The organism is Arthrobacter bambusae (assembly GCF_030812595.1).
Classification (GTDB): domain Bacteria; phylum Actinomycetota; class Actinomycetes; order Actinomycetales; family Micrococcaceae; genus Arthrobacter; species Arthrobacter bambusae_B.
Map to the genome: position 1 here is coordinate 295,152 of NZ_JAUSSZ010000002.1, position 25,185 is coordinate 320,336.

Consider the following 25,185-nt stretch of genomic DNA (forward strand, 5'->3'; position numbering starts at 1 on the left):
CTCGTCATGGACGAGCTCTCCGGCGGCATCGTGGACAAGCTTGATCCGGAAACCGCCGCGGTCCTCAACTCGAGCGGGCTTGCGAAGGCCTCGCCCATGGGGATGGGCCTCTACCGCATAGAGCCTGTGGGCAAGGTCGGCTCGGTGCGGACGCAGACCGTCCAGTTTGAGGTACGGCCCAAGGACCGCCTGGGCTTGAACCGGCTGCTGTTCCTCCTCAGCTACGCCGGGGACCAGGGGTTCCGTGAAGACTCCGTGGCCGCCGTCGAGCACCAGGACCTGTGGAGCGCACTCGCGGAGTCCCTCGCCCAGTTGGCGGAGCGGGCACTCAGCCGGGGTCCGCTGCAGGGTTATCTCACCGTGGACGAGTCCCTCCGGACGGTCAAGGGCCGCATCCGCATCTCGGACCAGATCTCACGCCGCCCGGGGATGCTGGTACCGCTGGAAGTCTCCTATGACGAGTTCACCGAGGACATTGCGGAGAACCGCATCCTGCGCGCCGCGCTTGAGCGGATGGGCAAGGTTCCCGCCGTACGGCAGAATGTCCTGAGCCGCTTGCGGCAACTCATGGGAAAGCTCGACGCCGTCACGCGGCTCCAGTCCGGAGCGCCCCTCCCGAAGTGGAAAGCGAACCGGATGAACCTCCGCTACCATACTGTCCTCCGCTTGGCCGAGCTCATCCTGCGGAATTCCTCTGCCGAAGCGGGGGAGGGCAAGCAGCAGACCGCCTCGTTTGTGGTGGACATGTCGACTGTGTTTGAGGAATTCGTGGGTGTGGCTTTGCGTCACGCCATGCGGGCACATCCAGGTGAAATGCGGCTCCAATACGGCGCCACCCTCAACGAAGCAGTCCGGGATTCGGACCGGCTCACAGTTCGCCCCGACGCCGTGCACTTCCTGGGTGGCAGGCCCGTGGTGGTGTACGACTCCAAATACGCCTCGGCGACGGACTCCGGAGCATCGCTGAACGCGGACCACTACCAGCTCCTGGCCTACTGCACTGCCCTGCAGGTGCCCACTGCGTGGTTGGTCTACGCGGGCAAGGGCGAGATGAAGCTGCGGCGGATCCTCAACACGGACATCGACATTGTCGAGTACCCCCTGGACTTGTCGCTGCCACCGGCGGAGATCCTTGCCGCCGTCACGGATCTCGCCCAGCAGTCCTGGGGAGAAGTGGTGCGGCAGGCGCGACTGTGAGGACGGCCGTGGGACCGGTTCCGTTCGCGGTGGTTCCGTCAGCGGGGCAGGCGGACTAGCCTGAGAGGGCAGTCATTCCCAGATGGAGGCATCATGCACAGCAAGAAAAAGAAGAAGTCCTGGAAGGAAATGACCCCGGGGCAACGGGTAGGCGTGGTGGTGATGGGTGCGGGACAGATGGGGTTGCTCGTCGCGGCACAACGCAGCATCTCCAAGACACCCGCTGCCCAGATCCGCGGCAACAAAGCCCTATGGCGGGCCGCAAGCTTCATCAATTTCTTTGGACCGCTGAGCTACTTCCTGTTTGGCCGTCGTCGAGGAACTGTGTGAGCTGATTCTCCAAAGCCGAACGGTCCCGGAGTCCGCATTCCCACACGGTGAGGACCTCCCATCCCGAGGCTCTCAGCAGTTCCCGCTGTCCGGCGTCGCGCTCCCGCGTGCGGTTGCGCTTGGCTGCCCAGAAATCCGCGTTGCCCGCGGGTGCGTGCTGGCCTGCCTTGCAATCGTGGAAGTGCCAGAAGCATCCGTTCACGAAAATCACCTTGTGTCGGCTGGCAAACACGAGATCCGGGCTGCCGGGCAACTTCCCGCCCGCGGCCCGGCCATGGAGTCGGTAACGGTAACCCTTGGCATGCAGGAGCCGGCGCACCAAGAGCTCGGGCTTAGTGTTCTTTCCCCGGATCTTGGACATGTTCAGGCTGCGTTGCTCAGGCGTCAGTAGGTCGCGGCTCTCGCCCATGTCCTCAGTCTACGCAGCGCCCCCTCCGACGCCCGGTCCGATATGTCGGTTTTTGGCGTGACGCCCGGTCAGATATGTGCGTGCTTTCTCCGACGCCCGGTCAGGCCGGAACGCGGAACGTGAACGTTGTTCCTTCGCCGGGGACACTCTGGAGGTCAATGGTTCCGCCGTGGGCATCGACGATTGCCTTGCAAATGGAGAGCCCCAAACCGACGCCTTGGATGCCCGTATTGCGTACGTTTCCGGCCCTGAAGTACCGGGTGAAGGCGTCCGCTTGGTCCTGCTTACCCATGCCCATGCCGGTGTCTTTGACCCGACACATTACCGCGTTCTCCTCCCGCAGCAGCGTGACGTGGACATCGCCACCGTCGGGGGAGTATTTGATGGCATTGGAAATGAGGTTGTCCAAGACTTGCGAGATGCGGTTGGCATCCACATGCGCCTCCAAGCGTCCCGGTACGTCGACGTGAAGCCGCACCCCGCCGTCGTCCGCTTTCGGCCCGGCCGAGGCGACACTCGACTTGACGAGTTCGCACACGTCTACCGCGTGCGGCTGAACGATCAGGTGGCCCGCGCGCACGGCTAACAGGTCCGAGACCAAGGAGAGGAGCCGGTCCGCGTTTCGTTGCACGATCCCAAGTTGCTGCACCACCCAGGACGGCAGGTTTTCAGCCTCTTCCAGCATAAGGTCCACGTACCCCGTAATGGACGTCAGCGGGGTGCGGAACTCATGGGAAACGTTCGAGACGAAGTCGTCCTTCGCAGCCAGGGCGTCCACCAGGGCAGTGACATCGCCGAAGACGATCACCGAACCCAAGTAGTTGCCGTCGTCGTCGTGCATGGAGCGGGCGCTGGTACTCAAGGCGCGCTGCTCCCCGGCCGTCCCTACCCACACCAGGTAGTCGGTGAATTCCTGTCCCAAGGCGGCCCGCCGCATCGGCCGGCGATCCGCCGCAGTGGGTGTCACCCTGTCCGCGTCGAAAACCAAAAGCTGTGGCCCGCCGTGGTGGTCGGTTTCTCCGGGAGTCGCAAGCACCTGGTTTTCCCGCTGCTTACGGTTTGCCATCATTTCGCGCCCCTCCGCGTCGATGGCCACGACGCCGAGGTGGACGGTTTCAAGAACGGTGTTGAGCAATCGTTCCTTCTGCTGGCTGTCCGCCAGGGCCCGGAGCAACGCGGCGTCCCTCTCCTCGAGGCGCTTTTGCTGCGCGACCATGCTCTGGGTCATCACGCTGATGGACGCCCCGATGCCGAGCATCATGATGGGCAGCAGCAATCCGCGCAGCAGATCCTGCGGCGTGTACGTGCCATGGATGAATTGTGGCGTCCAAATCATGGCGAGCGGTCCGAGGAAGGAAACAGCCAAGGCAGAACGTCGATACAGTCCCGAAGCGCAGAGCCAAATGACGGGAAAGACGGTCAGAAGGCTGATTCCGAGGGGGCTGTCTTGCCCTCCCTCACGTCCTAGCCCGATGGAAATGATATCGAGGAGCGGTATGGCCAGGAACGCCGGAAAGGGGAGTCGGTCCCACGGAACGGCGTAGCAGAGGACCCAGGCTGCAGCTTGGGTGGCCACGAAGATGGCAAAAAGGGGATTGCCGAGGGTCGCGGGGAAATAGAGGCCAACCAGGATCGCCGTGAGGCACACTGTCACGGTCAGCGGCAATTGGCTGAGTGCGACGCGATCCTTGAGCGAGTACTCGTGGAAGGCGTGCTGGAAGAACATCACCCGGCCGCTTTTGGCATCCCACTCAATCGGACGTTTCATCGGGCCAAAATTCGCATTCCTTCAAGGTGGCGTCGCATGCCAGAAAGGATACCGGCAGCCCGATATACTTCCATTCGTAGCGGGCTGGGAGGGCTGCAAATGACTGAATTGCGGGTTGGGCTTGTCATAGAAGACGATCACGACATCCGGGAATTGGTCCGCGTCGTCCTCAGCCAGGCCGGCTTCGAAGTTCATCTGGCAACGAGCGGGGCAGCCGGTATCCGGGCAGCGCGTGACTTGCAGCCACACGTCATCACTTTGGACTTGGGCTTGCCGGACATTGATGGCTTCGAGGTAGCGCGCCAGGTCCGGAACTTTTCCGATGCATATATCGTCATGCTGACGGCCAAGGGCGATGAGCTGGACACCCTCCTGGGCTTGGAATCGGGCGCAGACGACTACTTGACCAAGCCTTTCCGGCCCCGCGAGCTTCGCGCCCGGGTAGCCGCCATGATGCGACGGCCACGCTCCGGAGCGACGGCGGGCCGTCCGATAGACGTTCCGCCTACCCAGCGGACCTTCCGGCACAACGGGTTGGTGTTCAGCTACGCGACGAGGACCGTTTCCATCGACGGCCAGGACGTGCGCCTGACCCCCACGGAGTTCGACCTCCTGTATTCATTGCTTGAGGCAGGCCGCACGGTCTTGAGTAAAGCGGACCTTGTGCGTCGCCTCCGGAACGAAAGTTACGACGTCGGGATCTACACGAGTGACGCCGACGAACGGTCCATCGAGGTCCATATTGGCAATCTTCGCCGCAAGCTCGGCGACGACGCGCAGAACCCGCGTTGGCTGCAAACTGTGCGCGGTGTGGGCTATCGACTGGCGCCGGCAAGGACTTAAATTCTTCACCCGGCGAACGACTGATAGCATTCGCCGGTGAGTCAAGGGATTTTTCAGCGTTTGGTTGGCATTGTTATAGCGGTAACCGCGGGCGGTGCGGCGGCCCTCTTATGGTTCGCCATTGTATTGACGGGGAATTCAGCAGTCGAGTCGCGGGCTGAGGGTATCGTCCTTGGCGTCTGGAGGGTCCTCTATGATTCCGTGGCGCCGCAACCTCGCGTAATTCTCGCGGCCATCGCCTTTGCGCTTCTGCTTTCCGTTGGAGTGGCTTTGTTGGAGCGGCGCATCGCCAACAGATCACGCCGCTCCGCGAATCCGCGGAACCCGCTGGCCCCAAAAATCGTCATGGCGGAAACCCGCGGTGTATATGCTGGCCCGGTCACGGTGACCGTCTTGATCCCCGCTCACAATGAAGAAGCTTCGTTGCCGGCCACCATTTCCTCTCTTTTGTCCCAATCGCATCGCCCGGAACGCGTAATAGTGGTGGCCGACAACTGCACTGATGCAACCGTCGCCCTTGCCCGCGAGGCGGGGGTTGAGGTTTTCGAATCGGTGAACAACACGCAGAAGAAGGCCGGCGCCCTCAACCAAGCGCTGAAGTGGCTGCTCCCTGGCCAAGGGGACAACGACGTCGTCATGGTGATGGACGCCGACACAGCCCTCGACGACGGGTTCCTGGAGGTCGCTGTTGCCCGTATGACCAATGACAGGGCGCTGATGGCCGTGGGGGGCCTCTTTTATGGGGAAGAAGGGCACGGAATCGTCGGCCAGTTCCAGCGCAACGAATATATCCGGTACTCCCGGGAAATCGGCCGACGGCGTGGCCGCGTTTTTGTCCTGACCGGTACCGCCTCGCTCTTCCGGCCCCGCGCATTGCGCACTGTTGCCCAGAGCCGCGGTGAATCGATCCCCGGAATTCAAGGAGACGTTTATGACACGGCGTCATTGACCGAGGACAACGAGCTGACGATTGCCTTGAAGTCCCTCGGTGGCCTCATGATTTCTCCCATGCAATGCACCGTGGTTACCGAGTTGATGCCGAATTTCCGCACATTGTGGGCTCAGCGGCTCCGTTGGCAGCGGGGAGCCCTGGAAAACCTCGGTGCCTACGGAGCCACGCCGCAGACACTTCGCTATTGGGCACAGCAGTTCGGCATTGGCTATGGAGTCATTGCCCTCAGCGCTTATCTCCTGCTGATCCTCTTGATGGTCTTGTCTCTGGACAACTGGGTCTGGTTCCCGTTCTGGCTGGGTATCGGCGTCGTGTTCTCGATCGAGCGTGTGGTCACGGCGTGGAAAGGCGGTTGGCGGGCACGCCTCCTGGCCGCCACGCTCTTTCCTGAGTTGTTCTTCGATATGTTCCTCAACGTGGTTTATATCAAGGGAATCATCGACATCTCCCTGGCCAAGCAAGCCACGTGGAAACACCTCAACCATTCACAGGCCAGTGAATTTTCGAAAGCAGCATGACCATGACTATTTCCGCGTCCCTTCCCGCGGGGATTTTGTTTCCCGAAGGGATTCTCCATTCCGATTGGTTTGCCATCTTGGCGACCTTCGTTGCCATCAATACCTTGATGTATGGCGCGTTGGCCATCGCCAAGATCTTTCCCAAAGTGCACCCTAGTGACTGGATTCGCACCCGGAATCAGCGCTCGGAGACCCGGAGCATCCACCCGGATGCTCCGGCGGTGAACCACGCCACGGACTTTCGCAAAGCCCGACGCTGACCCGTGCGTCGTGCCGGGCATGTAGCGCGCTCAGGGCGTGACCTGTCCGTGGCGCGAGCATTCGGCGGTCCAGCCGAGCGGTGTGACCTGGACTTTCATGCGGCGACGGCATTGGGCGCAATAGCGTGGTGGCTCCATCGCGAGGCGCTGCTGGCAGCTCCGGTGAGCGTCCGACGTCGGGCACTCACCGTGCGTCAACAGCTCGCCTTCTAGCGAGGGTTCGCCGCAGAGGCCGCAGTAACTCTCCGGGATCACTGTGTTCACAGCGACTTCTGGAGTTCCTTGATGGGCATGTTCAGCTCCACGAGGAGGTTGAGGTCTGCATCGGCGGGACGGCCCAGGGTAGTGAGGTAGTTGCCGACGATGACTGCGTTGATTCCGCCCATGAGGCCTTCCCTTGTGCCGAGGTCGCCCAGGGTGAGCTCCCGTCCGCCGGCGTAACGGAGGACGGTCCTGGGCATCGCGAGGCGGAACGCCGCAATCGCGCGGAGGGCGTCCTTGCCATCCATGATTCCTTGGTTTTCCAGGGGCGTCCCGGGGCGGGGATTGAGGAAGTTCAGCGGGACTTCGTGGGGTCCCAGGGCTGCGAGCTGGCTGGCGAGTTCGGCTCGCTGGGCGGTGGATTCGCCCATGCCGATCAAGGCGCCGCAACAGAGTTCCATGCCGGCCGCCTTGACCATGTTGCAGGTGTCCAGGCGCTCCTCGTAGCTGTGGGTGGTGACGACCTCGGGGAAGTAGCTGCGTGCGGTTTCGAGGTTGTGGTTGTAGCGGTGCACGCCCCATTCGGCGAGTTGGTCAACCTGGCGCTGGGTGAGCATGCCCAGGGAGCAGGCGATGTTGATGTCCACTTCTTGGTTGATGCGGTCGATCGCGAACTTGATCTGGTTCATGAGCTTGATATCGGGGCCGCGGACGGCGGCGACGATACAGAACTCCGTGGCCCCGGTGGCGGCGGTTTCCTTCGCGGCTTTGACAAGCTCGGGAATGTCGAGCCAGACTCCGCGGACCGGACTGTCGAAAAGGCCCGACTGGCTGCAGAAATGGCAATCCTCAGGGCATCCTCCGGTTTTGATGGAGATGATTCCCTCCACTTCCACGTCTTCGCCGCAGTGCTTCAGGCGGACCTCGTGGGCAAGCTGCAAGGCGTCGGGGATGGCCTCGTCGGGGAGCTCCAGGATCTCAAGAAGCTGGGATTCGCTGAGTCCTTCGCCTTTCGCGAGGACCTGCTCGCGCGCTGTTTCCAGGATCGGATACGCGGACGTACGCCTCGGGTTTAGCTGGGTGGTCATGATGCTCCTCGGCCGTTTCTTGCTGGGAAAGTGCGTTCCTTCACGACGCTAGCTGGGCCATGGGATCGGGATTTTGTTGGACATCCATAAACCCGGGGCCGCAAACTTGGCGGCCGGCTCGCTGGATAAGTTACAGCGCAGAAACATCGTGGTGACTTCATGGTTTCATCCCGCCGATAGCGTCGAGCGCATGTTCATAGGGGAAACATGCCAAGACGAGGAAAGTTGCGGGGGATGACTGACGATTCGAAGACAACGCAAGTGCTTGAAACCCCGACGGCGGGCGGCTCTCCGGTGGGGGTCGCCGTCGTCGAACCTCCGGAGGCGATAGGTGCCGGGAGCCGCCCGGCGGGCAACGCCGATGCAATGAGCGCGGCGAAGGAGAGCCTGGAGGACTACACGCTCAGGTTCGCCCCTCGCTCCTACCGCAAATGGGGTGCGGGCGTGGTGGCGACAAGTGCGCTTGGCGGGATCGCCTATTTGGCTGATTTCTCCATTGGCGCGAACATCGGTATTTCATATGGCACCGTGAACGCCATCATCGGAATTGTTGTGGCGGCCGTTGTCATTTTCGCCACCGGATTTCCTTTGGCCTACTATGCGGCCCGGTACAACATTGATCTCGACCTCATCACCCGGGGCTCCGGCTTCGGCTACTACGGCTCGGTGGTCTCCAACGTCATTTTCGCGACGTTCACGTTCATCTTCTTCGCGCTTGAGGGCTCGATCATGGCGCAAGGCCTGGAACTCGGGCTGGGCATTCCGCAGTGGCTCGGTTATGCCGCGTCCACACTTATTGTGGTTCCTTTGGTGATTTACGGGATGAAGGCTTTGTCCAAGATGCAGGTATGGACCACCCCGTTGTGGCTCCTGCTGATGGTGGTTCCCGTGGGGTATTTGGTGATTTCGCACCCGGACAGCATCGGGGAATTCTTCGCATTCACTGGCAAATCCGGCGCCGAAGGCACCAACCTGGCCTCCGTGATGCTGGCCGCGGGTGTTTGCCTTTCACTGATGGCCCAGATCGCGGAACAGATTGATTACTTGCGATTCATGCCGCCCAAGACCGCCGAGAACCGCGGGGCGTGGTGGCGGGTCGTGATCCTTGCCGGCCCGGGCTGGGTGATCTTCGGCGCGATCAAGCAGATCGTGGGCATGTTCATCGCCGTCTATCTGATCGCGAGGCTGGATCCAGCGGCCTCCGCGCATGCGAACGAGCCGGTGCACCAATTTCTTGGCGTGTACCAGGAAATGATGCCGGCCTGGCTGGCGATGACCTTGGCCGTGGTGCTCGTGGTCATTTCGCAAATCAAGATCAACGTCACCAACGCCTACTCCGGTTCGCTCGCATGGACCAACAGCTTCACGCGCATCACCAAGAGCTACCCGGGCCGGATGGTGTTTGTGGTGGTGAACCTGGTGATTGCGCTGGTGCTGATGGAAGCGAATATGTTCGAGTTCCTGAACACCATTCTCGGTTTTTATGCGAATTGCGCCATGGCATGGGTGGTCACCGTTGCGTCGGATATCGCGATCAATAAGTATTTGCTCAAAATCTCGCCCAAGGTTCCCGAATTCCGCCGCGGAATGCTTTACGCGGTCAACCCGGTGGGTTTCATTTCGATGCTGGCTTCGGCCATTGTCTCGATTGCGGTGTTCTTCGGTGCTTTCGGCCCGGCCGTGCAGCCATATTCGCCGATTTTCGCCGTCGGGCTGGCGCTTGTGCTGCCGCCCGTCCTGGCGGTGTTGACCCGCGGGAAGTACTACCTGCGCCGATCCGACGACGGAATCGATCTGCCCATGTTCGACGCCGACGGGAACCCGAGCGACGCCAAACTGCTGTGCCACGTCACAGGACTCGAGTTCGAGCGGCCGGATATGGTCCGCTCGGCCCAGGACGGGCCCGACGGCGAGCAGCAGTTCATCTCTTCGCTCGCTTTGTCGACGGATAAGTCGGGGGAGTTGCTCCTGCCGGCCGAGACGTAGGCGGCAGTTCAAAGGTCCCACGGGCCTCGACGACGGATGGGCGGCCTGGCCGCGGTCCCGCCGTCGAGGCCCGTGGTTTGTCTTTGTTGTGTTGGGCACGCCGAAAAGCGATGAGGTGTAATAAACCAGAGCCTGTGGATAACTTTCCCGCGACGAACGGCAATTACGTTACGATTTCTGGAAACGTTTAGTCTTGAAAACTATTTGGGGATAGCAAACCATGACTCCACGCACCTCGATTTCTGCTCGCTCTTTCGCCATTGGCAGCCTCGCAGCAGCGTTGACCCTGACCGCCTGCGAGAACACCACGCAGCCACAGTCCGACAAATCAGCGTCACCCACGGTTTCAACGAGCGCCACGGCTACGCCCACGCCCACCCCGACGCCTGTCTACAAACCGGCCGATGCCAAGGGCAAAGCCGAGAACGTGCCGGTTCCAGTGCTGCCGGCCGCAGCGAAGGAGAACAGCAAAGAAGGCGTGGAGGCGTTCGCGAGGTACTGGTTCCAAGCGCTTTCGTATGCTTACGAGACGGGGGATGTGTCTGCCATTAAGCGGTCAACGGGTCCGAACTGCATTTTCTGTAATGGCCTCCAAGAATCGATTGGCCAGTCCTGGACAGACGGGAAGTGGATCGTCGGCGGACGAATCGAGACACCCGTGGTGGAAGGAAAACCCGGAACCGGAGCAGAGTCTCGGCAGGCGACTGTCCAGGTAATTCAACAGCAAGTCGAGATCCGCAAGGCGGATGGAAGCCTTTACCAAGAACCCACTGAAGCTTCCAACAGTGCTAGCCAGGTCGTCGCCACTTTCAGGGTGGATGGTTGGGTGCTTACGGACCTCGGATTGATCCGCTAGCAATGCGAACGGTAAGCGTCCTACTGATTGGATCTCTAGTCGTCTTGCCGTGGGTGGGTTTCGCAGCCCCGGCAAATGCCGAGAGCAAGGATCCGCCAATCAACATAGGCTACAGAAAAAACGGTGTGCGCCTGGGTTCTGAGAATTGGATCCGTGACCCCCAAACGGGCGCAATCGTTCCCGCCCCTCCAAACTTCGCCAGCGACGACCCCAACCAATACAAGGCGGAGCTCCAATGTCATGTTGACGATGATGTCCTGGACAAGAAGTGCCTTCCTGGACAGATACAGTGCCCGCCCCGCGAGGCCGGTGGGAAGCCTGGAACGCCTGTTATTTGGAAGGTCGCGCCGAAGGCGATTTCAAATCCCACGTGGGTCGACTGGAAATCGGGCAATAACGGCCCGTCTTGCCTGTATGACCAGAAGCCTGAGGATCTCCTGCAGCGCATTGCGGAAAGAGTTGTGAGCGACTTTCGCAACCTTCCCATCAGGCCGGCGGAGCTAACGGCGCAGCCTAGCCCGCACACGCTCAAGGGCGCTGAAACCAACATCTTTGCGGACGCCGTCGAGCAGCAATTCGATGTGACGCTTCTCGGCCAGCAAGTCCATATTGTGGCAACTCCGGTGGAATATACCTACAGCTACGGGGACGGAAACGGTCTGGGGCCAACCCCGTTTGCCGGCGGTCCGCTTCCGGAGGCGGAATGGGGCCAAAAGACGAGAACAAGCCACGTTTACCAACAGACCGGGGACTTTCAGGTCTCAGTGACCACCACCTTCCGAGGCACCTACTCCGTGAACGGTGGTCCGAACATGCCCATTCCGGGCACCGGACAGTTCGCGTCCCCACCACAGAAGGTGAGCGTCTGGCGGTCGATCACGCGCAACTATGCCGACAACTGCGTCGTGAATCCGCGCGGTGAGGGCTGCCCGGGCGTCCCTTAGCTCAGCCGGAGAAAGCGGCCGACAGCGGCGCGGCCCGGACCTGAAGTAAAGCCGAGGCCCCCGCCGTCGTTGTGTGATCCCCATCTCAACAGGAATAGTTGCAGGCGCGTGGCAGTTGCCGCCAGTGGACCTGTTCCCGTTTGAAAGGCACTGCCCATGTTGTTTTCCCCTTTGACCCTCGGCGAGATTGAACTTCCCAACCGTTTGGTCATGGCGCCACTGACCCGTCTCCGTTCGGGAGCTGAAGGCATTCCCGGCCCCTTGGTTGCGGAGCACTACCGGCAGCGTGCCTCGCTCGGGCTGATTGTCAGTGAGGGTACCTACCCGACGCAGGCGGGGCAGTCCTACCCTGGGCAGCCGGGCCTCGTCACGGAGGAACAGATCGCGGGCTGGAAGAAGGTAACCGACGCTGTCCATGCAGAGGGCGGCCGGATCTTCGCCCAGATCATGCACGGTGGTCGCGTTTCCCACCCCGATATCACCGGCGGACGCGAGATCGTGGCGCCCAGTGCCGTGGCCATCGACGGCGAAGTACGCACGCCGAACGGGAAGAAGCCTTACCCGGTACCCCGCGAACTGAGCACCGATGAACTTCCCTCAGTGATCCAGGAGATTGTCACCGCCTCCCGGAACGCTGTCGAGGCAGGATTCGACGGCGTCGAACTCCACTCGGCGAACGGCTACCTGCTCCACGAATTCCTGGCACCCAACACCAACGTCCGCACGGACAGCTACGGTGGTTCCCCGGAAAACCGTGCACGCTTCGTGATCGAGACCGTCAACGCGGTAGTGGAAGCGCTGGGCGCCAACCGGGTCGGCATCCGAATTTCCCCGGAGCACTCGGTCCAGGGCATCGCCGAGACCGACCCCGCCGACGTTCGCGCCACCTATGAAGTCCTCGTGGACACCATCGCCTCGCTCAACCTTGCGTACCTCAGCATCCTTCACCATGACCCCAAGGGTGAGCTTGTCCAAGACCTGCGCGAGCGTTTCAATGGCACGTTCCTGGTCAACACAGGCTTCGGCGTGGTCACCACACGGGACGAAGCCGTGGCACTCGTGGCCGACGGTCACGCCGACGCCGTGGTGGTCGGACGCCCGGCCATCGCCAACCCGGACCTGGCGCGCAGGTGGCGTGAGGGCCTCCCGCTCAACGAGCCGGACCCTTCCACGTTCTACGCTGAAGGCGCAAAGGGCTACACCGACTACCCGTTCTACGCCAACTAGAACACCCCAACCCCGACGGCGGCACCTGCGAAAGGTGCCGCCGTCGCGCTTTAACGCCTTTGCCGCCACCGTCCTGCCCGGATTCCATGCCAGGGCGACGGATTTTGCTGGATGATTCGAGGCGGCACGATCGAGGAGCCCCGCAATCAGGCGGAATTCTCCTGGCACACGGGGAATGATCCAGCAGAATCGCGCGCTCCAGGAGAATCAGAACCAAGTCGTCGCCGCTGGGTGGTTCCCAAGGGCGGCTCCGGGTTTAGGGTTTTAGTGAGGTAACAATCCCGAAGCGGCCCCGGGCCGGGAAGGGGTGGCTGTGATGGCAACAAAGACCCAGCTGGTCAGGAGCAAACGCCAAGCCCGCATCGAGCAGGCGGTTGCCAGCCCGCATTACAAGTGGACGGTCCTGGTCAACGCCACACTTGGCGTGCTGATGGCAACCATCAATTCCTCCATCATGCTGATCGCCCTGCCTGACATCTTCCGCGGTATCCAGGTCGATCCGCTGACCCCCGGCAACACAAGCATGCTCCTGTGGCTGGTTATGGGCTACATGGTGGTCACTGCGGTGCTAGTGGTTACCTTCGGCCGGCTCGGAGATATGTACGGCAGGGTGAAAATGTACAACGCCGGTTTCGCCATCTTCACCGTGTTCTCGGTGCTGCTGTCCCTCACCTGGCTTTCCGGAACCGCGGGCGTCCTCTGGCTGATTATCATGCGCGTCCTGCAAGGCGTCGGTGGCGCCATGCTCATGGCCAATTCAACGGCCATCATTACTGACGTCTTCGCGGTCGAGCAGCGCGGCCTTGCATTGGGCCTGAACCAGGTGGCTGGCATCGCAGGGTCCTTCCTGGGCCTCATTATCGGCGGCCTGCTGGGTCCGCTGGACTGGAGATTGGTGTTCCTTGTCTCTGTGCCAGTGGGACTGGCGGGCACTGTCTGGGCTTACCTGAGCCTGCACGACACCGGGATCAGGCAACCGGCCAAACTGGACTGGTGGGGCAACGCAACCTTCGCGGTAGGCCTGATTGCGGTACTGGTCGGCATCACCTATGGCATCCAACCGTACGACGGCAACACCATGGGCTGGACCAACCCGTGGGTCCTCGCGGCGCTGATCGGAGGCGCCGCGGTACTAGTGGTGTTCTGCTGGGTTGAGATGAGGTCAGACGAGCCGATGTTCCATCTGGCACTGTTCCGTATCCGTGCGTTCACGGCCGGAAATCTGGCCTCCCTGATGTCCGGCATCGGCAGGGGCGGCCTGATGTTCATCCTGATCATCTGGCTGCAAGGGATCTGGCTACCGCAGCACGGTTACAGCTTTGAAACCACTCCGCTCTGGGCCGGGATCTACATGCTGCCCCTTACCGCGGGGTTCCTGATCGCAGGCCCCGTCTCCGGTTGGCTGTCCGACCACCACGGGGCCAGGTTGCTGGCCACTTTGGGCATGGTGGTGGCCGCGGCCAGCTTCCTGTGGCTGCTTGTGCTGCCCGTGAACTTCACCTACCTGCCTTTCTCGCTGGCATTGTTGGTCAACGGCCTGGGCATGGGGTTGTTCGCCGCACCCAATCGGGCCGGCATCATGAACGCACTGCCGCCCAACCGTCGTGGCGTGGGGGCGGGCATGAGCACCACGTTCCAGAACTCGGCCATGGTGCTCTCTATCGGTATCTTCTTTTCGCTCATGATCACCGGGCTGGCGAGGACGCTGCCGCAGACACTGAGCTCGGGCCTGACGGCGCACGGGGTGGCTGCCGCGGACGCCGCAAAGATCGCACAATTGCCCCCGGTATCTGTGCTGTTCTCCTCCTTGCTGGGCTACAACCCCGTGCAGACCCTGCTCGGACCGAAAGTGCTGAGCGCCCTCCCCGCCAAGGATTCGGCCTTCCTGACTGGCCGTTCCTTCTTCCCGAGCCTGATTTCCGGCCCCTTCGCCGAAGGGTTGGCTGTGGCGTTCGCTTTTGCAATTGCTGCGTGCCTGGTGGCCGCATTTGCCTCGGCCCTGCGCGGCGGCAAGTACGAGTACAAGGAACATCCGGCATCACCGAGCAAGTAACCTAGTGCGAGTCAGCTGGGCCGTTGCGCTGGCACAGCCCCACAAAACCGCCCAGCTGCTCCAGCCCTTCCGGCTGGCTAGGCAGGTAGTTGGTCAGCTCAGGTGAGCGGACGACGACGGCGCGCCACTGACCCCGCGATACCGCCACGTTGATCCGGTTGCGTGAGAGCAGGAACTCCATGCCGCGAGGTACCTCGGCGGCAGCTGACGCGGCCATGGACACGATCACCACGGGCGCTTCCTGGCCCTGGAACTTGTCCACCGTGCCCACCCGCACGCCGCGAAGCCCAGCCGCCCTCAGTTCGTGCTGGATGAGCTGTACCTGGGCGTTATAGGCAGCCACCACGAGGATGTCCTTTTCACGCAGCGGCCGTTCTTCCGCTGATTCCCCCGGGTCCAGCCACGCCAGGCCAAGGTGCGCCCTCACTTGGCGGACTACCTCCACCGCTTCTTCCGGAGACTGCGTGGAATTGCCGCTGTGCGGGACCAAGACGCACTCGATCCCGGCCGGAACTCCGGAGAGGCGCCGCATGGAGGCGGCCGGTGCTGAACGCAGCCGACCATCGTAGGACAGTTCCGATACCGCAGCGCACAAATCCGGGTGCATGCGCCACGAGGTTGCCAGGAAGTAGCCGAGCTTCGCGGGCAGCGTGTGCAGGCCGTGGGCAAGCCAGCCGAGGGCAGACTCATCCACCGGTTCGGGGTGCTTGCCCTGGGTGACTTGGGGAAGTTGCTGTGGGTCGCCGAGGAGCAGTAGTCGCTTGGTTGCCCGGCTTACGGCGAGGGTGTTGGCGAGCGAGAACTGGCCGGCTTCGTCGATCACCAGCAAGTCCAAGGATCCCGGAGGAACCGCTCGGCCTGTCATGGTCCACGCGGTGCCCCCGATCAGGCAACCTCCCGGGGATCCAAGCAGTCGCGCAATGTCGTCCTTGGCCTGCTGGCTCCACGGAACGGGGTCATCATGCTTCATTTCCTTGGCGATGAGCGCAGGGTCCACCTCGGCCTTCACCGCGGCATGGAGCATGTTCTCGACGACGGCATGGGACTGTGCAACAACCCCTACCTTCCAGCCGGCACGCACCAGCCGCGCCACAACGTGCGAGCCAACGTAAGTCTTGCCTGTACCGGGTGGGCCCTGCACGGCGAGGTAGGACTGGTCCAGATCGGATACGGCGGCGGTGATCGCGTCCACATATGCATCATCACCGGAGCCGACGGCGGGCAGTTCCGGAAGCGTGGCCAGCCTCGGGGGGACCCGGCGCAACAGGTCCAACGCCGGATCCTTCAGCCACGACGGCAGATTGGAATGAACCTTGGCGGCCAGTTCGCTCAAGGCCTTCCTCTGCCCGTCGGTGTTGACCGGAGCATCCGGCGTCAAGGCCATGGGAAGCTGCCAGTATTCGCCGGCATTCTTGGGCAGTCGCTCCGAAATGGTGACAACGTCCGAGACGACGTCCCCGGGCCCCGAAAGCGTGCTGCCGTCATCAAGGTCGTCAGGACCAACAGCCTCGATCACTTCCGTGCCGGACATTCCCGATCTGCCGAGGGCGCTTTCGTTCTTGCCGAGGAAGGCATCGGGGAGGGGTGGCTCATACATCCGGAAGTACTTCTTGCCGGGCGCGAAACCGGATCCGTCGGCAGCGTGGCCGGACAGCCGGACTTTCCGCGCCGGGTTGCTGCGGGGAGTCGGCTTGGCCCAGTCCTCCACAACTTCCCCGCCCTCCACGATGAAACAGTCCCGGGTGTCTTCCCATTCGGAGACCGGCCGGTCCAGACGGTCGAAGTGCCCCCACCAGAATTGCTTGTCCTCACGCCGGTGAAAGCCCACCGCGGCAGCCACCAAGGCCACCGCCCGGTGGTCGTTTGATCGAAGTGAATCGTCCGGCAATTCCGCAAGGTAGTCGAGGAGGGCTGTTTCTTCGGGCGCGGCCTGGTATTTGTCCGGCTCTGTTTCCGCGGGTAGCTCGGGGCCCGAAGCAAGTGGAAGACCGGGGTCGATGGAGCGTTCCGCGGCCAGGCCCAGCAGCCAATTGCGCAGTTCCAGCGTGGAGAGGCAGTCGTACTCGTTGTAGTCCGAAACGCCGGCCAAGATTGTTGCCGCTTCATCTTCGCGGTTCGCGTCCCGGGCCATGCAGTAGTTGGCGTAGGCAACCACGGAGGCTCCGGCGTCGGTCACGTCGCCCGAACGCAAATGCTCGCCCATATACAGCGGCTCAAGTTTCTTGATGCTGTACGAATCTTCGGAGATGCGGATGCTGTGCCGCACGGTGTCGTAGAGGTCCACGAGCACGCCTTCGCGGAGGAGGTTGTCCACGGCTGCTTCGCCCACGGTGTGGATGACAGACAAATTGCGCAGCGCGGTTTTCTCGTAGGCGGCGTAGTGGTAGATCCGCATGTCCGGATACTTCATGCGGCGTTCTTCCACGTACTCGAGGAAGTCGATGAACGCCTGCCGCTCCTCAGCCCGGGAGTGCGCCCAGAAGGGTTTGAACACGGGCTTCCCACCCGGCTCCGTGGGGTTCTCGACCACGCCGAACAAGTACTCCAATCCCCAGCGGCCGGTTAGCGGGTCTTGCCAGAGCGGGTCCCCTTCGAAGTCGAAGAAGATGTCTCCCGCATCGGGCCGGGGGAGCCGTGCCAAGGAGTTGGACTCCAGAACGGAGTAGCTGATGCTCTTGGCTTGGCCGGATTTGTCCGTGTAGTTGACGGTGCCGTCGGGCGTGGCTGTTCCGGTCTGCAGTCGGGCTTGTTCCTGCAGCCGCCGGGTGGCGGAATCGGCGGCGTCGGGCATCTCAGCGAGAGCGTCTACGGTGAAGATGCCGTTTTCCATGAGCTTCTTGCGCCGGGTCATCCTCATCCCTGCCACCATCAGGAGATCCCGGTGGAGGCGCACTTGCTCTTTGCAGTAGTCGCACCGACCGCAAGCGGTGACTCCGGGCGTGCCCCACTGGACAGGCTCCAAGCGCGATCGGTGCGCGTCCGTCAACGCGAGGAAGCGGTCCCGGCGTTCACGGAACACCGGGAGGACATCGGCGAGCCGGTGGTTGCTGTGCACATAGTCGAAGCCGCCAGCGTCCCGCTGAATGGTAGCCCCGAGGACAAGCGTCAGCTCCGCGGCAGGAGTGATTCCCGCCTTGAGAAGCTGGTCGCCGTATGCAGCCAGTTGCAGCAGGGCCGTGACCTTGGCATGGCGGGCGAGCTTGGTGTCGTAAACCGCGTAGCTGCCGTCCGGTTGCTTGACGAGGAAATCGGACCGTCCGTGAAACTGACCGTCGAAGAACGCTGCCTGGAACACCACATCCGCGCCCGATCGCAGCGCCTCGATCGATTCCGCATGCTTGGCTTGGAGGGTGGTGCGGTCCATCGCTTCGGCGGGAACGACGTCGAACACGCCCTTACGTGCCAACGGATCCCAGGTGCCGAACTCGGCCACGAAACGGTCCAGCACCCTGTGCTCGTGAACGTCGCCCAGGGCGGCGGTGCGTACCAGCATTTCGTCGACGGCGAAGGCCGGCTTCGGCGAACGGCCCAGCTTCTCGTCCAACTTGCGCAGCAACTGATACTCGCAGGTGGAGGCCGTCACGAGGTCGCTGGCAGAAAACACCAAATCCTGCGCTTGCCCTGCAACTACTGAATCGAGAAAAAACACCGTTCCCCTAGACTTTTGAGGCCCCCAGACCGTTGAGCTGATGAAGCCAAGCTATCAGTGCGGTCCGACAGTAAGGCAGCCCCGGCGTGAGTGCCAGTAAGGCAGCCCGGATGGGTTGGGTCAGCGCAACGGGATCAGCCGCCGAAACGGATGGTGATCAGCAGGACAACCAGGGCGACGATGCCGGCCAGGAGCATCGTTGCCCGGGGATTGCCGAAGTTGAGGGTCCACCCCAGGCCGAAGCGCCGCGGAACCATCAGTGCGCGGTCCTCGCGGTTGACGTAGAACAAGCCACTGCGCCAGTACTTGTCGTCCTCCCGGTGGGCCAGGCCGGTGTCGTCCTCGCCCTCGTCCCGCGCGCGGTTGTTCCGGGCGAAGACTACGACGGCCACTGCGACGGAGGCCAGGATCGGGAGCACGACCGCCAGCGACGCCCATGGCGTGACCGTGCCGGTCCACATCAGCAACGATGATCCCAGCATCGCCAGGTTGATCATCGCGAGCAATCCGAGGAGTGCCTTGGCACCCAATAACATGTAACGGCGGTGCCAGTGCGCGGAGCCTGCCGGGTGCGCAGGGTCGATGTCGGGCCGGCTGCCGAAGATGATGGCCGCCGCGATTCCCACGAGTACGGCCGAAACGCCGATCTGCACGAACACCAGCGAGAAGGCGGTGGCGACTGATTTGGCGGCCAGCCGGTCCGGTATGCCGTTAGCGCCGCGGTGCACCGCGAGCACGTCAGGCATCGACGGGTAGGCGATCATGCCGATCACCGCGGTGGCGATAATGATGATCAACCCAGGCGCCAGCCAGAGCCAGGGGAATCGCGGGGGATTGGTCCGCAGTCCGGTATCCACCGCGATGCCTTGGCGTACTCCCTCATACCAAGCTCCGGCGGCCTTGGCGGCCCGGATCTCGTGGTTGGCCAGGAAGAAGCATCCGTACCAGAAGCCGACGAGCACCAGCACCGACAGCGGCAGGAGCAACGTTTCGCCAGTCATTGCGTAAATGGCAAGGCAGACGCCGGTGGTGACGATCCCGCTCAGGAGAACCCGCCAACGGTAGATGCGGGTCTGCCTCACCACGGCAGGGTCCTCGGCACGCTGGGCCGGCACACGGACCCCGAAGGGAACCGTCGGACTGTTGATCGAGGGCAGGGCCAGGGCGATGGCAAGCACAAGTGCTGCCAACGCGAAGCTCAGGACGATGGCGATGGTCATGGTGTTTCCTTTGGCCGGGTGGTTCCAAATGACTCGAGTATCGACTGACAGTTCTTGAGGACTTCGTCGGCCGCTTGTCCCTTGGCGAGGGCCTCAGCCAGCAGGGTCCGTGCCCTCGCCGCCCACTCGGCGCTGAACGGCGGGTCCGCGACCGTCGCGGTCACCACCGCCCCGGTCTTGCGGTTGAGCTGGATCAGGCCCTGTTGGCGCAATAAGTCATAGGCTTTGTTGACGGTGTGGAAATTGATCCCGAAGTCAGCGGCGAGCGTCCTGGTGGACGGCAACGAGCTGCCTTCAGCCAGCACGCCGTCGGCGATCGCCTCCACGATCTGGTCCCGGATCTGCTGGTAGATCGGCACCTCGCTGGCCAGGTCCACGTTGAGGATCATCGCTCCACCTCCGTCTTTATTATATAAGTTATAGAACAAGTAGCGGTAGATCATCGTCTCCCGGAAAGCAGGCTTCGAATGACCCAGTCTGACGCCCAACCTTCCCAAGATCCGGCCTTCGAGGCCGCGTACCAGGCAGCCCGGGAGGGCCTTCGCGAAGGCGGCATTCCCATCGGGGCTGCGCTCGCCCGTGGAGGGATGGTGATCGCGAGCGGGCACAACGAACGGGTCCAGAACGGGGATCCCATCGCGCACGGGGAAATGTCTGCCCTCCGCGCAGCCGGCCGGCAAAAGAGCTACCGGGACACCACCCTCTATACGACCCTCGCGCCGTGTGCCATGTGCGCGGGCACCATCATCCAGTTCAAGATCCCGCGTGTGGTGGTGGGGGAGGCGCGCACGTTCGGGGGCGAGTTCGAGCTGCTGCGGTCCCGGGGAGTGGAGGTGGTGGTCCTCGATGACCAGCGGTGCGTGGACATGATGCGCACGTTCCAGGAAGAGAATCCGGAACTGTGGGCCGAGGATATCGCCGAGTAATCCGGGGGGATTAACGGGGTCATCCAGTGGAACAAACAGCATCTGGCCACGGCTGATCTCCAAGCGTAGGCTGACAGCATCGGCGTCGGTGCCGGGGGTCCGCGTCGATACCAAATCGATCAAGGAGGACTCATGAGTGTTGTGCGCGAATTCATGACCACCAATGCCCAGTGCGTCAAGGAAGACCAGTCGCTGCGTGACGCAGCGGTCCTGATGCGCGATCTGGACGTCGGTTCCCTGCCGATCTGCGGCAACGATGGAAAACTCAAAGGATTCATCACTGACCGCGACATCGTGGTCAGGTGCGTTGCCGAGGGATCGGATGCTGACCGGCTGACCGCGGCAGATCTCGCCCAGGGCACGCCGATCTGGATCGAAGCCGATGCCAGCATCGACGCAGCCATTGACCTGATGGAAAAGCACCAGGTCCGGCGCCTTCCCGTGATCACCGACCATAAGTTGGTGGGCATTATCAGCCAGGGCGACATCGCCCGGAACTACACCGAGGAGCGCGTAGGCGAACTGGTGGAGCACATCTCCGCCAAGACTCCCATGGCGCAACTGGGCTAACCGCAGTTTTCGCATCCATCAAGCGTCACGGCCCACCGGCCGTGGCGCTTCCGCATGTGGGCCCCGGACTTCAGCGCTGGACGCCCCCTTTAGTGAGCGCAATTCCGTAAGGCAAAATGTCAGGGTGAGTTATCTTTCCCAAACCCAGTCAGCAGATGCCGCCATCCACGCCCTGATCGCCGAAGAACTCGGTGTGAAGGCCTGGCAGGTCAAGGCAGCGGTTGAACTGCTCGACGCCGGATCCACCGTCCCGTTTATCGCCCGGTACCGCAAGGAAGCCACCGGTACGCTCGATGACACCCAGCTGCGCGAGCTCGAGGAACGGCTCCGGTACCTGCGGGACCTCGAGGACCGCCGTCGAACGGTCCTTGAAGCGATTGCCGCCCAAGGGAAGCTGACTCCGGAACTGGAGGCCGCCGTCGTCGGCGCGGATACCAAGTCCCGCCTGGAAGACATCTACTTGCCCTTCAAGTCGAAGCGGCGCACCAAGGCGCAGATCGCCCGCGAAGCCGGCCTCGAGCCGCTCGCCGACGCGCTTCTTGCCAACCCGCAGCTCGAGCCGGAACGTGAGGCCGCCAAGTACCTGAACGCCGAACACTCCATCGATGACGCCTCCGCGGCGCTCGCGGGAGCGCGCTCGATCCTCGTGGAACGGGTATCCCAGGACCCCGACCTCGCCGAGGAGCTGCGCGAGCGGTTGTGGACCCAGGGCCGCATGGTTTCGAGGGTGCGGAAGGGCCAGGAAACCGAGGGGCAGAAGTTCAAGGACTACTTCGAGTTCACCCAAGTGCCGTCCGGGATGCCCGGCCACCGGGTGCTCGCGCTCTTGCGCGGCGAGAACGACGGAGTCCTCGAGCTCGATCTCGCCGAAGCGGAACCAGCCGACGACGACGCCCTGGCCGCCGCGCGCGGCCGGTACGAGAACGCCGTGGCCAAGTGCCTTGGGGTCGCCGAGCGCGGCCGGCCCGCCGATTCGTGGCTTGTCCAGACCGCGCAGATCGCCTGGCGCTCTCGCATCCTGGACCGGCTGAGCAACGACCTGCGCAGCCGCATGTTCGCGCAGGCCGAGGATGAAGCCGTCCGGGTTTTCGCCGCCAACCTGCGCGATGTGCTTCTTGCGGCTCCAGCCGGAAACCGCGCAACGCTGGGCTTGGACCCGGGGCTCCGCACGGGCGTGAAGGTGGCCGTCGTTGATGGCACCGGCAAGGTCGTGGCCACCGATACGGTGTACCCGCACGCCCCTGCCAAGAAGTGGGACGAGGCACTGGTGACGCTGGAGCGCTTGGCGCGGCAGCACGGCGTCGAGCTCGTGGCGATCGGCAACGGCACGGCGTCCCGCGAAACAGACAAGCTCGCCGTCCAGCTCATCAAGAATGTGGCCGCGTCCGGTGGCCCCACGTTGCAGAAGCTCGTGGTTTCCGAGGCCGGGGCATCCGTTTACTCGGCGTCCGCGCTCGCCGCCGCGGAACTGCCCGGCATGGACGTGTCCCTCCGCGGTGCCGTGTCCATCGCGCGGCGTTTGCAGGATCCGCTGGCCGAATTGGTGAAGATCGAACCAAAGTCGATCGGCGTCGGGCAGTACCAACACGATGTCACGGCTGCGAAGCTGGACCGTTCGCTGGACGCCGTCGTCGAAGACTGCGTGAATGCGGTGGGTGTGGACGTGAACACGGCGTCGCCCGCCCTGCTGGCACGGGTGGCCGGCGTGGGGCCGCTCTTGAGCGAAAACATTGTGGCGTACCGCAATGAGAACGGCCCGTTTGCCAAGCGTACCGACCTCAAGAAAGTGCCTCGGCTGGGTGCCAAGGCGTTTGAGCAGTGCGCGGGCTTCCTGCGGATTACCGGGGGAGCGGAGCCGCTCGATGCCTCGAGCGTCCACCCGGAAGCGTATTCGGTGGCGAGGAAGATCGTGGCTGCCGCCCGTGGAGTTGCCGTGTCCTCGCTGGATCCCCAGGCGTTCGTGGATGGGACGTTCGGCCTGCCCACGGTGCGAGACATCATGTCGGAGCTCGAAAAGCCGGGCCGCGACCCCCGTCCGGCATTTGCCGCGGCGACGTTCTCCGAAGGCATCGAGAAAATTTCCGATCTCAAGCCCGGCATGATTCTGGAAGGCACGGTCACCAATGTGGCGGCGTTCGGGGCTTTCGTGGATGTCGGGGTGCACCAGGACGGCCTGGTCCACGTGTCCGCGCTGGCCAACAAGTTCGTGTCCGATCCCCGCGAGATCGTGAAATCCGGACAGGTGGTGCGTGTGAAGGTCCTGGAAGCGGATCCGGAACGTAAGCGGATTTCGCTCACCCTGAGGCTCGACGACGAACCCGGCACCGCGGGCGGCTCCGGGTCGGGAGGCAATAGGCGTGACCGCGGCCCGCGCGGCAGTGAGCGGGAGCGAGGCGAGCGTGGGAGCGGCGGCGCGCGCGGTGATCGCGGCAGCCAGGGGCGTCCGGCGTCGGGCTCACGGAACGGCGGGGCTCAGCAGAGAACGCAGGCGGCTCCCAACCCGCCGGTGAATACCGCCATGGCGGAAGCGCTCCGGAGGGCCGGCTTGGGGAAGTAGGAGAGTAGGATCCTCCTACGGCATTCTTCGGCTGCGAAGATGTGCCGTGGCGCACGGACGCGAGGTGGCAAGTCAGGGAAGATAAGTAGTCTTAGTTTCTTGCTTGGGGGATCTCCGAATGAACTTGCACAGCATGAATGGCGGCGGGAAGCAGCGCGGCGCCCGCGGCGCCCGCGGCGCCCGCGGCGCCCGCGGCGCCCGGAGCGCCCGCGGCGCCCGCGGCGCCCGGAGCGCCCGCGGCAAGCCTAAATGGTGGCTCTCCGTCATCATCGTTCTGCAGGTAGTCGTTGCGTTTGCCCTCGGCCTTTCGTTGGTTGCCGCAGACGATTTTTGGGAGGCTTCGGGCTGGCCCGCTTGGCTTCCCGAGGTCATCGCCCTGATCATCATTCCCGTTGTGCTTTACGGATCGACGTCGCTAGTGCGGCAGCAACTCCGCGAACGGGCTGAAGCCTCCCAAACCAATCGGCTCATGGACACGGTGCTGACCACCAGCAAGGAGTGGCTATGGGCCATTGGAGCCGATGGGCGTTTCACCTTTTCCAGTCCGGCGTCCGCGGAATTGACCGGATATGAGCCTTCCGAACTGCTGGGTAGGCATTTCAGCCTGATCATCGATCCCCATGACCTAAGAGATGCGGTGGAGGCAAGGACCACCAGCGAGGGCTCTGCCCGCCGGTGGGCAGTCAGCGCAGTGTGCCGCCACAAGGACGGTCATAGGGTCCTGGTCGAAGTCTCCGGACGGTCACTGGGCACTGCCGGCGGAAAGCCCGGCGGTTTCGAGGGCACCAGCAGGCTTCTTGACGCTGGAGGAGCCGACGAAGCGGCATTGGCCGAGATGGCCGCCCGCATCGAACGGATGGTGGACGAGCGTTCCTTCCTGACTGCGTTCCAACCGATCCGCTCACTGGAAACCGGCTCCATCATCGGCGCCGAGGCGCTGGCCCGGTTCCTGAGCTCTCCGGGAATTTCGCCGGAGGTTTGGTTCGTGGAAGCTGCCGAGGTCGGGCGGGATGTCGAGCTTGAACTCCTTGTGTTGAAGAGCGCCCTTGCCTCCGCGATCGAACTGCCCTGCTCGTTGTCGGTTTCGGTCAACCTTTCGCCAAAGGCGTGCCTCGACAAACAGCTCCCGGAGATCCTGGCCTACTCAGGGATCTCCATGGACCGGATCGTGCTCGAGGTGACGGAACGCCACCAAGTGGCTGACTACGGACCACTCGCTGCGGCGCTCGCGCCCATGCGCGGCGCCGGTTTGAGGATCGCCGTCGACGACGCCGGTGCGGGCTTCGCGTCCATGCGGCACATTCTTTTGCTCAAGCCGGACGTTATCAAACTTGATCGGGGCATCATCGCCGGTATAGACACCGACCCGGGCCAGGCCGCCCTGGGCGCCGCCATGGTTGGCTTCGCCGGGGAGATCGGCGCGCAACTGATAGCCGAAGGCGTCGAGACCGATGGCGAGTTGGCCGTGGTCACCCGCTTGGGCATGACGGCGGCCCAGGGCTACCTCCTGGGGCGCCCGTCGGTAAAGCCTGAGGACTGGGTGAGGTGGGGCGGCGGGTTGCCCCACGAGGAACGGCCGAGTACGTCGCTGAATGGGCACTCGGTGGATCAGTAGGAACCCGGGCGCTCAT

The 25,185-nt window shown here is 63.1% G+C and carries 21 protein-coding genes; 14 read left to right on the plus strand and 7 right to left on the minus strand.

Features of this window, described 5'->3' with window-relative positions; all coding sequences use genetic code 11:
• Window positions 1-6 precede the first annotated feature (6 nt).
• Both J2S96_RS04785 and J2S96_RS04790 read left to right on the plus strand, forming a co-directional pair.
• Window positions 7-1,197 carry a 5-methylcytosine restriction system specificity protein McrC gene (locus J2S96_RS04785; RefSeq protein ID WP_306860640.1) on the plus strand — a complete coding sequence of 397 codons (1,191 nt, stop codon included), beginning with the start codon at window positions 7-9 and terminating at the stop codon, window positions 1,195-1,197.
• 93 nt (window positions 1,198-1,290) lie between these two features.
• Window positions 1,291-1,527 carry a PLDc N-terminal domain-containing protein gene (locus J2S96_RS04790; RefSeq protein ID WP_306860434.1) on the plus strand — a complete coding sequence of 79 codons (237 nt, stop codon included), beginning with the start codon at window positions 1,291-1,293 and terminating at the stop codon, window positions 1,525-1,527.
• Here the strand turns inward: J2S96_RS04790 and J2S96_RS04795 are convergent.
• Both J2S96_RS04795 and J2S96_RS04800 read right to left on the minus strand, forming a co-directional pair.
• Window positions 1,469-1,936 carry a very short patch repair endonuclease gene (locus J2S96_RS04795; protein WP_306860436.1) on the minus strand — a complete coding sequence of 156 codons (468 nt, stop codon included), beginning with the start codon at window positions 1,934-1,936 and terminating at the stop codon, window positions 1,469-1,471. The two genes, J2S96_RS04790 and J2S96_RS04795, sit on opposite strands and share 59 nt — an antisense overlap.
• A 100-nt stretch (window positions 1,937-2,036) precedes the next feature.
• Window positions 2,037-3,704, minus strand: coding sequence for a sensor histidine kinase (locus tag J2S96_RS04800; RefSeq protein WP_306860438.1), 1,668 nt, complete (start codon window positions 3,702-3,704; stop codon window positions 2,037-2,039).
• A gap of 99 nt (window positions 3,705-3,803) precedes the next feature.
• On the opposite strand from J2S96_RS04800, the gene J2S96_RS04805 reads away from it, so the two are divergent.
• The 3 genes from J2S96_RS04805 (at window position 3,804) to J2S96_RS04815 (ending at window position 6,277) form a co-directional block, all read left to right on the plus strand.
• Entirely contained in the window at window positions 3,804-4,547 is a 744-nt protein-coding gene (locus J2S96_RS04805) for a response regulator transcription factor (protein ID WP_306860440.1), read from the plus strand.
• Window positions 4,548-4,748: 201 nt separating this feature from the next.
• Window positions 4,749-6,017 (plus strand): glycosyltransferase family 2 protein, encoded by a 1,269-nt coding sequence (locus J2S96_RS04810; RefSeq protein ID WP_306860441.1) that lies wholly within the window; start codon window positions 4,749-4,751, stop codon window positions 6,015-6,017.
• A 2-nt stretch (window positions 6,018-6,019) separates the two neighbouring features.
• Window positions 6,020-6,277: a hypothetical protein gene (locus J2S96_RS04815; RefSeq protein ID WP_306860442.1), complete on the plus strand. Its 258-nt coding sequence runs from the start codon at window positions 6,020-6,022 to the stop codon at window positions 6,275-6,277.
• Between the two features lie 30 nt (window positions 6,278-6,307).
• On the opposite strand, the gene bsaP is transcribed toward J2S96_RS04815, so the two are convergent.
• On the minus strand, window positions 6,308-6,541 hold the full coding sequence (gene bsaP, locus J2S96_RS20270; protein WP_442319932.1) for a biotin synthase auxiliary protein BsaP: 234 nt from the start codon (window positions 6,539-6,541) through the stop codon (window positions 6,308-6,310).
• Window positions 6,538-7,566, minus strand: a complete 1,029-nt coding sequence (bioB, locus tag J2S96_RS04820; RefSeq protein ID WP_306860443.1) for a biotin synthase BioB — start codon at window positions 7,564-7,566, stop codon at window positions 6,538-6,540. Before bioB ends, bsaP begins: the two co-directional genes overlap by 4 nt.
• A gap of 234 nt (window positions 7,567-7,800) precedes the next feature.
• Between bioB and J2S96_RS04825 the strand changes: the two genes are divergently transcribed.
• The 5 genes from J2S96_RS04825 (at window position 7,801) to J2S96_RS04845 (ending at window position 14,632) form a co-directional block, all read left to right on the plus strand.
• A complete protein-coding gene (locus J2S96_RS04825) occupies window positions 7,801-9,552 on the plus strand; it encodes a purine-cytosine permease family protein (RefSeq protein ID WP_306860445.1) in 1,752 nt (583 codons plus the stop codon).
• A 220-nt stretch (window positions 9,553-9,772) separates the two neighbouring features.
• A complete protein-coding gene (locus J2S96_RS04830) occupies window positions 9,773-10,408 on the plus strand; it encodes a DUF6318 family protein (protein WP_306860447.1) in 636 nt (211 codons plus the stop codon).
• 461 nt (window positions 10,409-10,869) lie between these two features.
• The gene (locus J2S96_RS04835) at window positions 10,870-11,352 is read left to right on the plus strand and encodes a hypothetical protein (RefSeq protein ID WP_306860448.1); all 483 of its coding nucleotides are present in this window, start codon (window positions 10,870-10,872) and stop codon (window positions 11,350-11,352) included.
• 156 nt (window positions 11,353-11,508) lie between these two features.
• Window positions 11,509-12,579, plus strand: a complete 1,071-nt coding sequence (locus J2S96_RS04840) for an alkene reductase (protein WP_306860450.1) — start codon at window positions 11,509-11,511, stop codon at window positions 12,577-12,579.
• Between the two features lie 316 nt (window positions 12,580-12,895).
• Entirely contained in the window at window positions 12,896-14,632 is a 1,737-nt protein-coding gene (locus J2S96_RS04845) for an MFS transporter (protein ID WP_306860452.1), read from the plus strand.
• Window position 14,633: 1 nt separating this feature from the next.
• Here the strand turns inward: J2S96_RS04845 and J2S96_RS04850 are convergent, their stop codons facing one another.
• The 3 genes from J2S96_RS04850 to J2S96_RS04860 all read right to left on the minus strand — a co-directional run bounded on the left by J2S96_RS04850 (window position 14,634) and on the right by J2S96_RS04860 (window position 19,890).
• Window positions 14,634-18,281 (minus strand): TM0106 family RecB-like putative nuclease, encoded by a 3,648-nt coding sequence (locus tag J2S96_RS04850; RefSeq protein WP_306860454.1) that lies wholly within the window; start codon window positions 18,279-18,281, stop codon window positions 14,634-14,636.
• Between the two features lie 134 nt (window positions 18,282-18,415).
• The gene (locus J2S96_RS04855; protein ID WP_306860456.1) at window positions 18,416-19,501 is read right to left on the minus strand and encodes a DUF1648 domain-containing protein; all 1,086 of its coding nucleotides are present in this window, start codon (window positions 19,499-19,501) and stop codon (window positions 18,416-18,418) included.
• Window positions 19,498-19,890 carry a GntR family transcriptional regulator gene (locus J2S96_RS04860; RefSeq protein ID WP_306860458.1) on the minus strand — a complete coding sequence of 131 codons (393 nt, stop codon included), beginning with the start codon at window positions 19,888-19,890 and terminating at the stop codon, window positions 19,498-19,500. The genes J2S96_RS04855 and J2S96_RS04860 overlap by 4 nt, the downstream gene beginning before the upstream one ends.
• A 78-nt stretch (window positions 19,891-19,968) precedes the next feature.
• Here J2S96_RS04860 and J2S96_RS04865 point away from each other — a divergent pair, with 78 nt between their 5' ends.
• The 4 genes from J2S96_RS04865 (at window position 19,969) to J2S96_RS04880 (ending at window position 25,169) form a co-directional block, all read left to right on the plus strand.
• Window positions 19,969-20,427 (plus strand): nucleoside deaminase, encoded by a 459-nt coding sequence (locus tag J2S96_RS04865; RefSeq protein ID WP_306860460.1) that lies wholly within the window; start codon window positions 19,969-19,971, stop codon window positions 20,425-20,427.
• A gap of 132 nt (window positions 20,428-20,559) precedes the next feature.
• The gene (locus J2S96_RS04870) at window positions 20,560-20,997 is read left to right on the plus strand and encodes a CBS domain-containing protein (protein ID WP_306860462.1); all 438 of its coding nucleotides are present in this window, start codon (window positions 20,560-20,562) and stop codon (window positions 20,995-20,997) included.
• Between the two features lie 124 nt (window positions 20,998-21,121).
• Complete coding sequence (locus tag J2S96_RS04875; RefSeq protein ID WP_306860464.1) at window positions 21,122-23,554, plus strand: Tex family protein; 2,433 nt, start codon at window positions 21,122-21,124, stop codon at window positions 23,552-23,554.
• Window positions 23,555-23,672: 118 nt separating this feature from the next.
• Window positions 23,673-25,169, plus strand: coding sequence for a sensor domain-containing phosphodiesterase (locus J2S96_RS04880; protein ID WP_306860466.1), 1,497 nt, complete (start codon window positions 23,673-23,675; stop codon window positions 25,167-25,169).
• Window positions 25,170-25,185: the final 16 nt, after the last annotated feature.

Coding starts and splice junctions, on each gene's coding strand:
- J2S96_RS04785 (WP_306860640.1), top strand. CDS start 7: ATGGACGAGCTCTCCGGCGGCATCGTGGACAAGCTTGATCCGGAAACC.
- J2S96_RS04790 (WP_306860434.1), top strand. CDS start 1,291: ATGCACAGCAAGAAAAAGAAGAAGTCCTGGAAGGAAATGACCCCGGGG.
- J2S96_RS04795 (WP_306860436.1), bottom strand. CDS start 1,936: ATGGGCGAGAGCCGCGACCTACTGACGCCTGAGCAACGCAGCCTGAAC.
- J2S96_RS04800 (WP_306860438.1), bottom strand. CDS start 3,704: ATGAAACGTCCGATTGAGTGGGATGCCAAAAGCGGCCGGGTGATGTTC.
- J2S96_RS04805 (WP_306860440.1), top strand. CDS start 3,804: ATGACTGAATTGCGGGTTGGGCTTGTCATAGAAGACGATCACGACATC.
- J2S96_RS04815 (WP_306860442.1), top strand. CDS start 6,020: ATGACTATTTCCGCGTCCCTTCCCGCGGGGATTTTGTTTCCCGAAGGG.
- bioB (WP_306860443.1), bottom strand. CDS start 7,566: ATGACCACCCAGCTAAACCCGAGGCGTACGTCCGCGTATCCGATCCTG.
- J2S96_RS04825 (WP_306860445.1), top strand. CDS start 7,801: ATGACTGACGATTCGAAGACAACGCAAGTGCTTGAAACCCCGACGGCG.
- J2S96_RS04830 (WP_306860447.1), top strand. CDS start 9,773: ATGACTCCACGCACCTCGATTTCTGCTCGCTCTTTCGCCATTGGCAGC.
- J2S96_RS04840 (WP_306860450.1), top strand. CDS start 11,509: ATGTTGTTTTCCCCTTTGACCCTCGGCGAGATTGAACTTCCCAACCGT.
- J2S96_RS04845 (WP_306860452.1), top strand. CDS start 12,896: ATGGCAACAAAGACCCAGCTGGTCAGGAGCAAACGCCAAGCCCGCATC.
- J2S96_RS04855 (WP_306860456.1), bottom strand. CDS start 19,501: ATGACCATCGCCATCGTCCTGAGCTTCGCGTTGGCAGCACTTGTGCTT.
- J2S96_RS04860 (WP_306860458.1), bottom strand. CDS start 19,890: ATGATCCTCAACGTGGACCTGGCCAGCGAGGTGCCGATCTACCAGCAG.
- J2S96_RS04865 (WP_306860460.1), top strand. CDS start 19,969: ATGACCCAGTCTGACGCCCAACCTTCCCAAGATCCGGCCTTCGAGGCC.
- J2S96_RS04870 (WP_306860462.1), top strand. CDS start 20,560: ATGAGTGTTGTGCGCGAATTCATGACCACCAATGCCCAGTGCGTCAAG.
- J2S96_RS04880 (WP_306860466.1), top strand. CDS start 23,673: ATGAACTTGCACAGCATGAATGGCGGCGGGAAGCAGCGCGGCGCCCGC.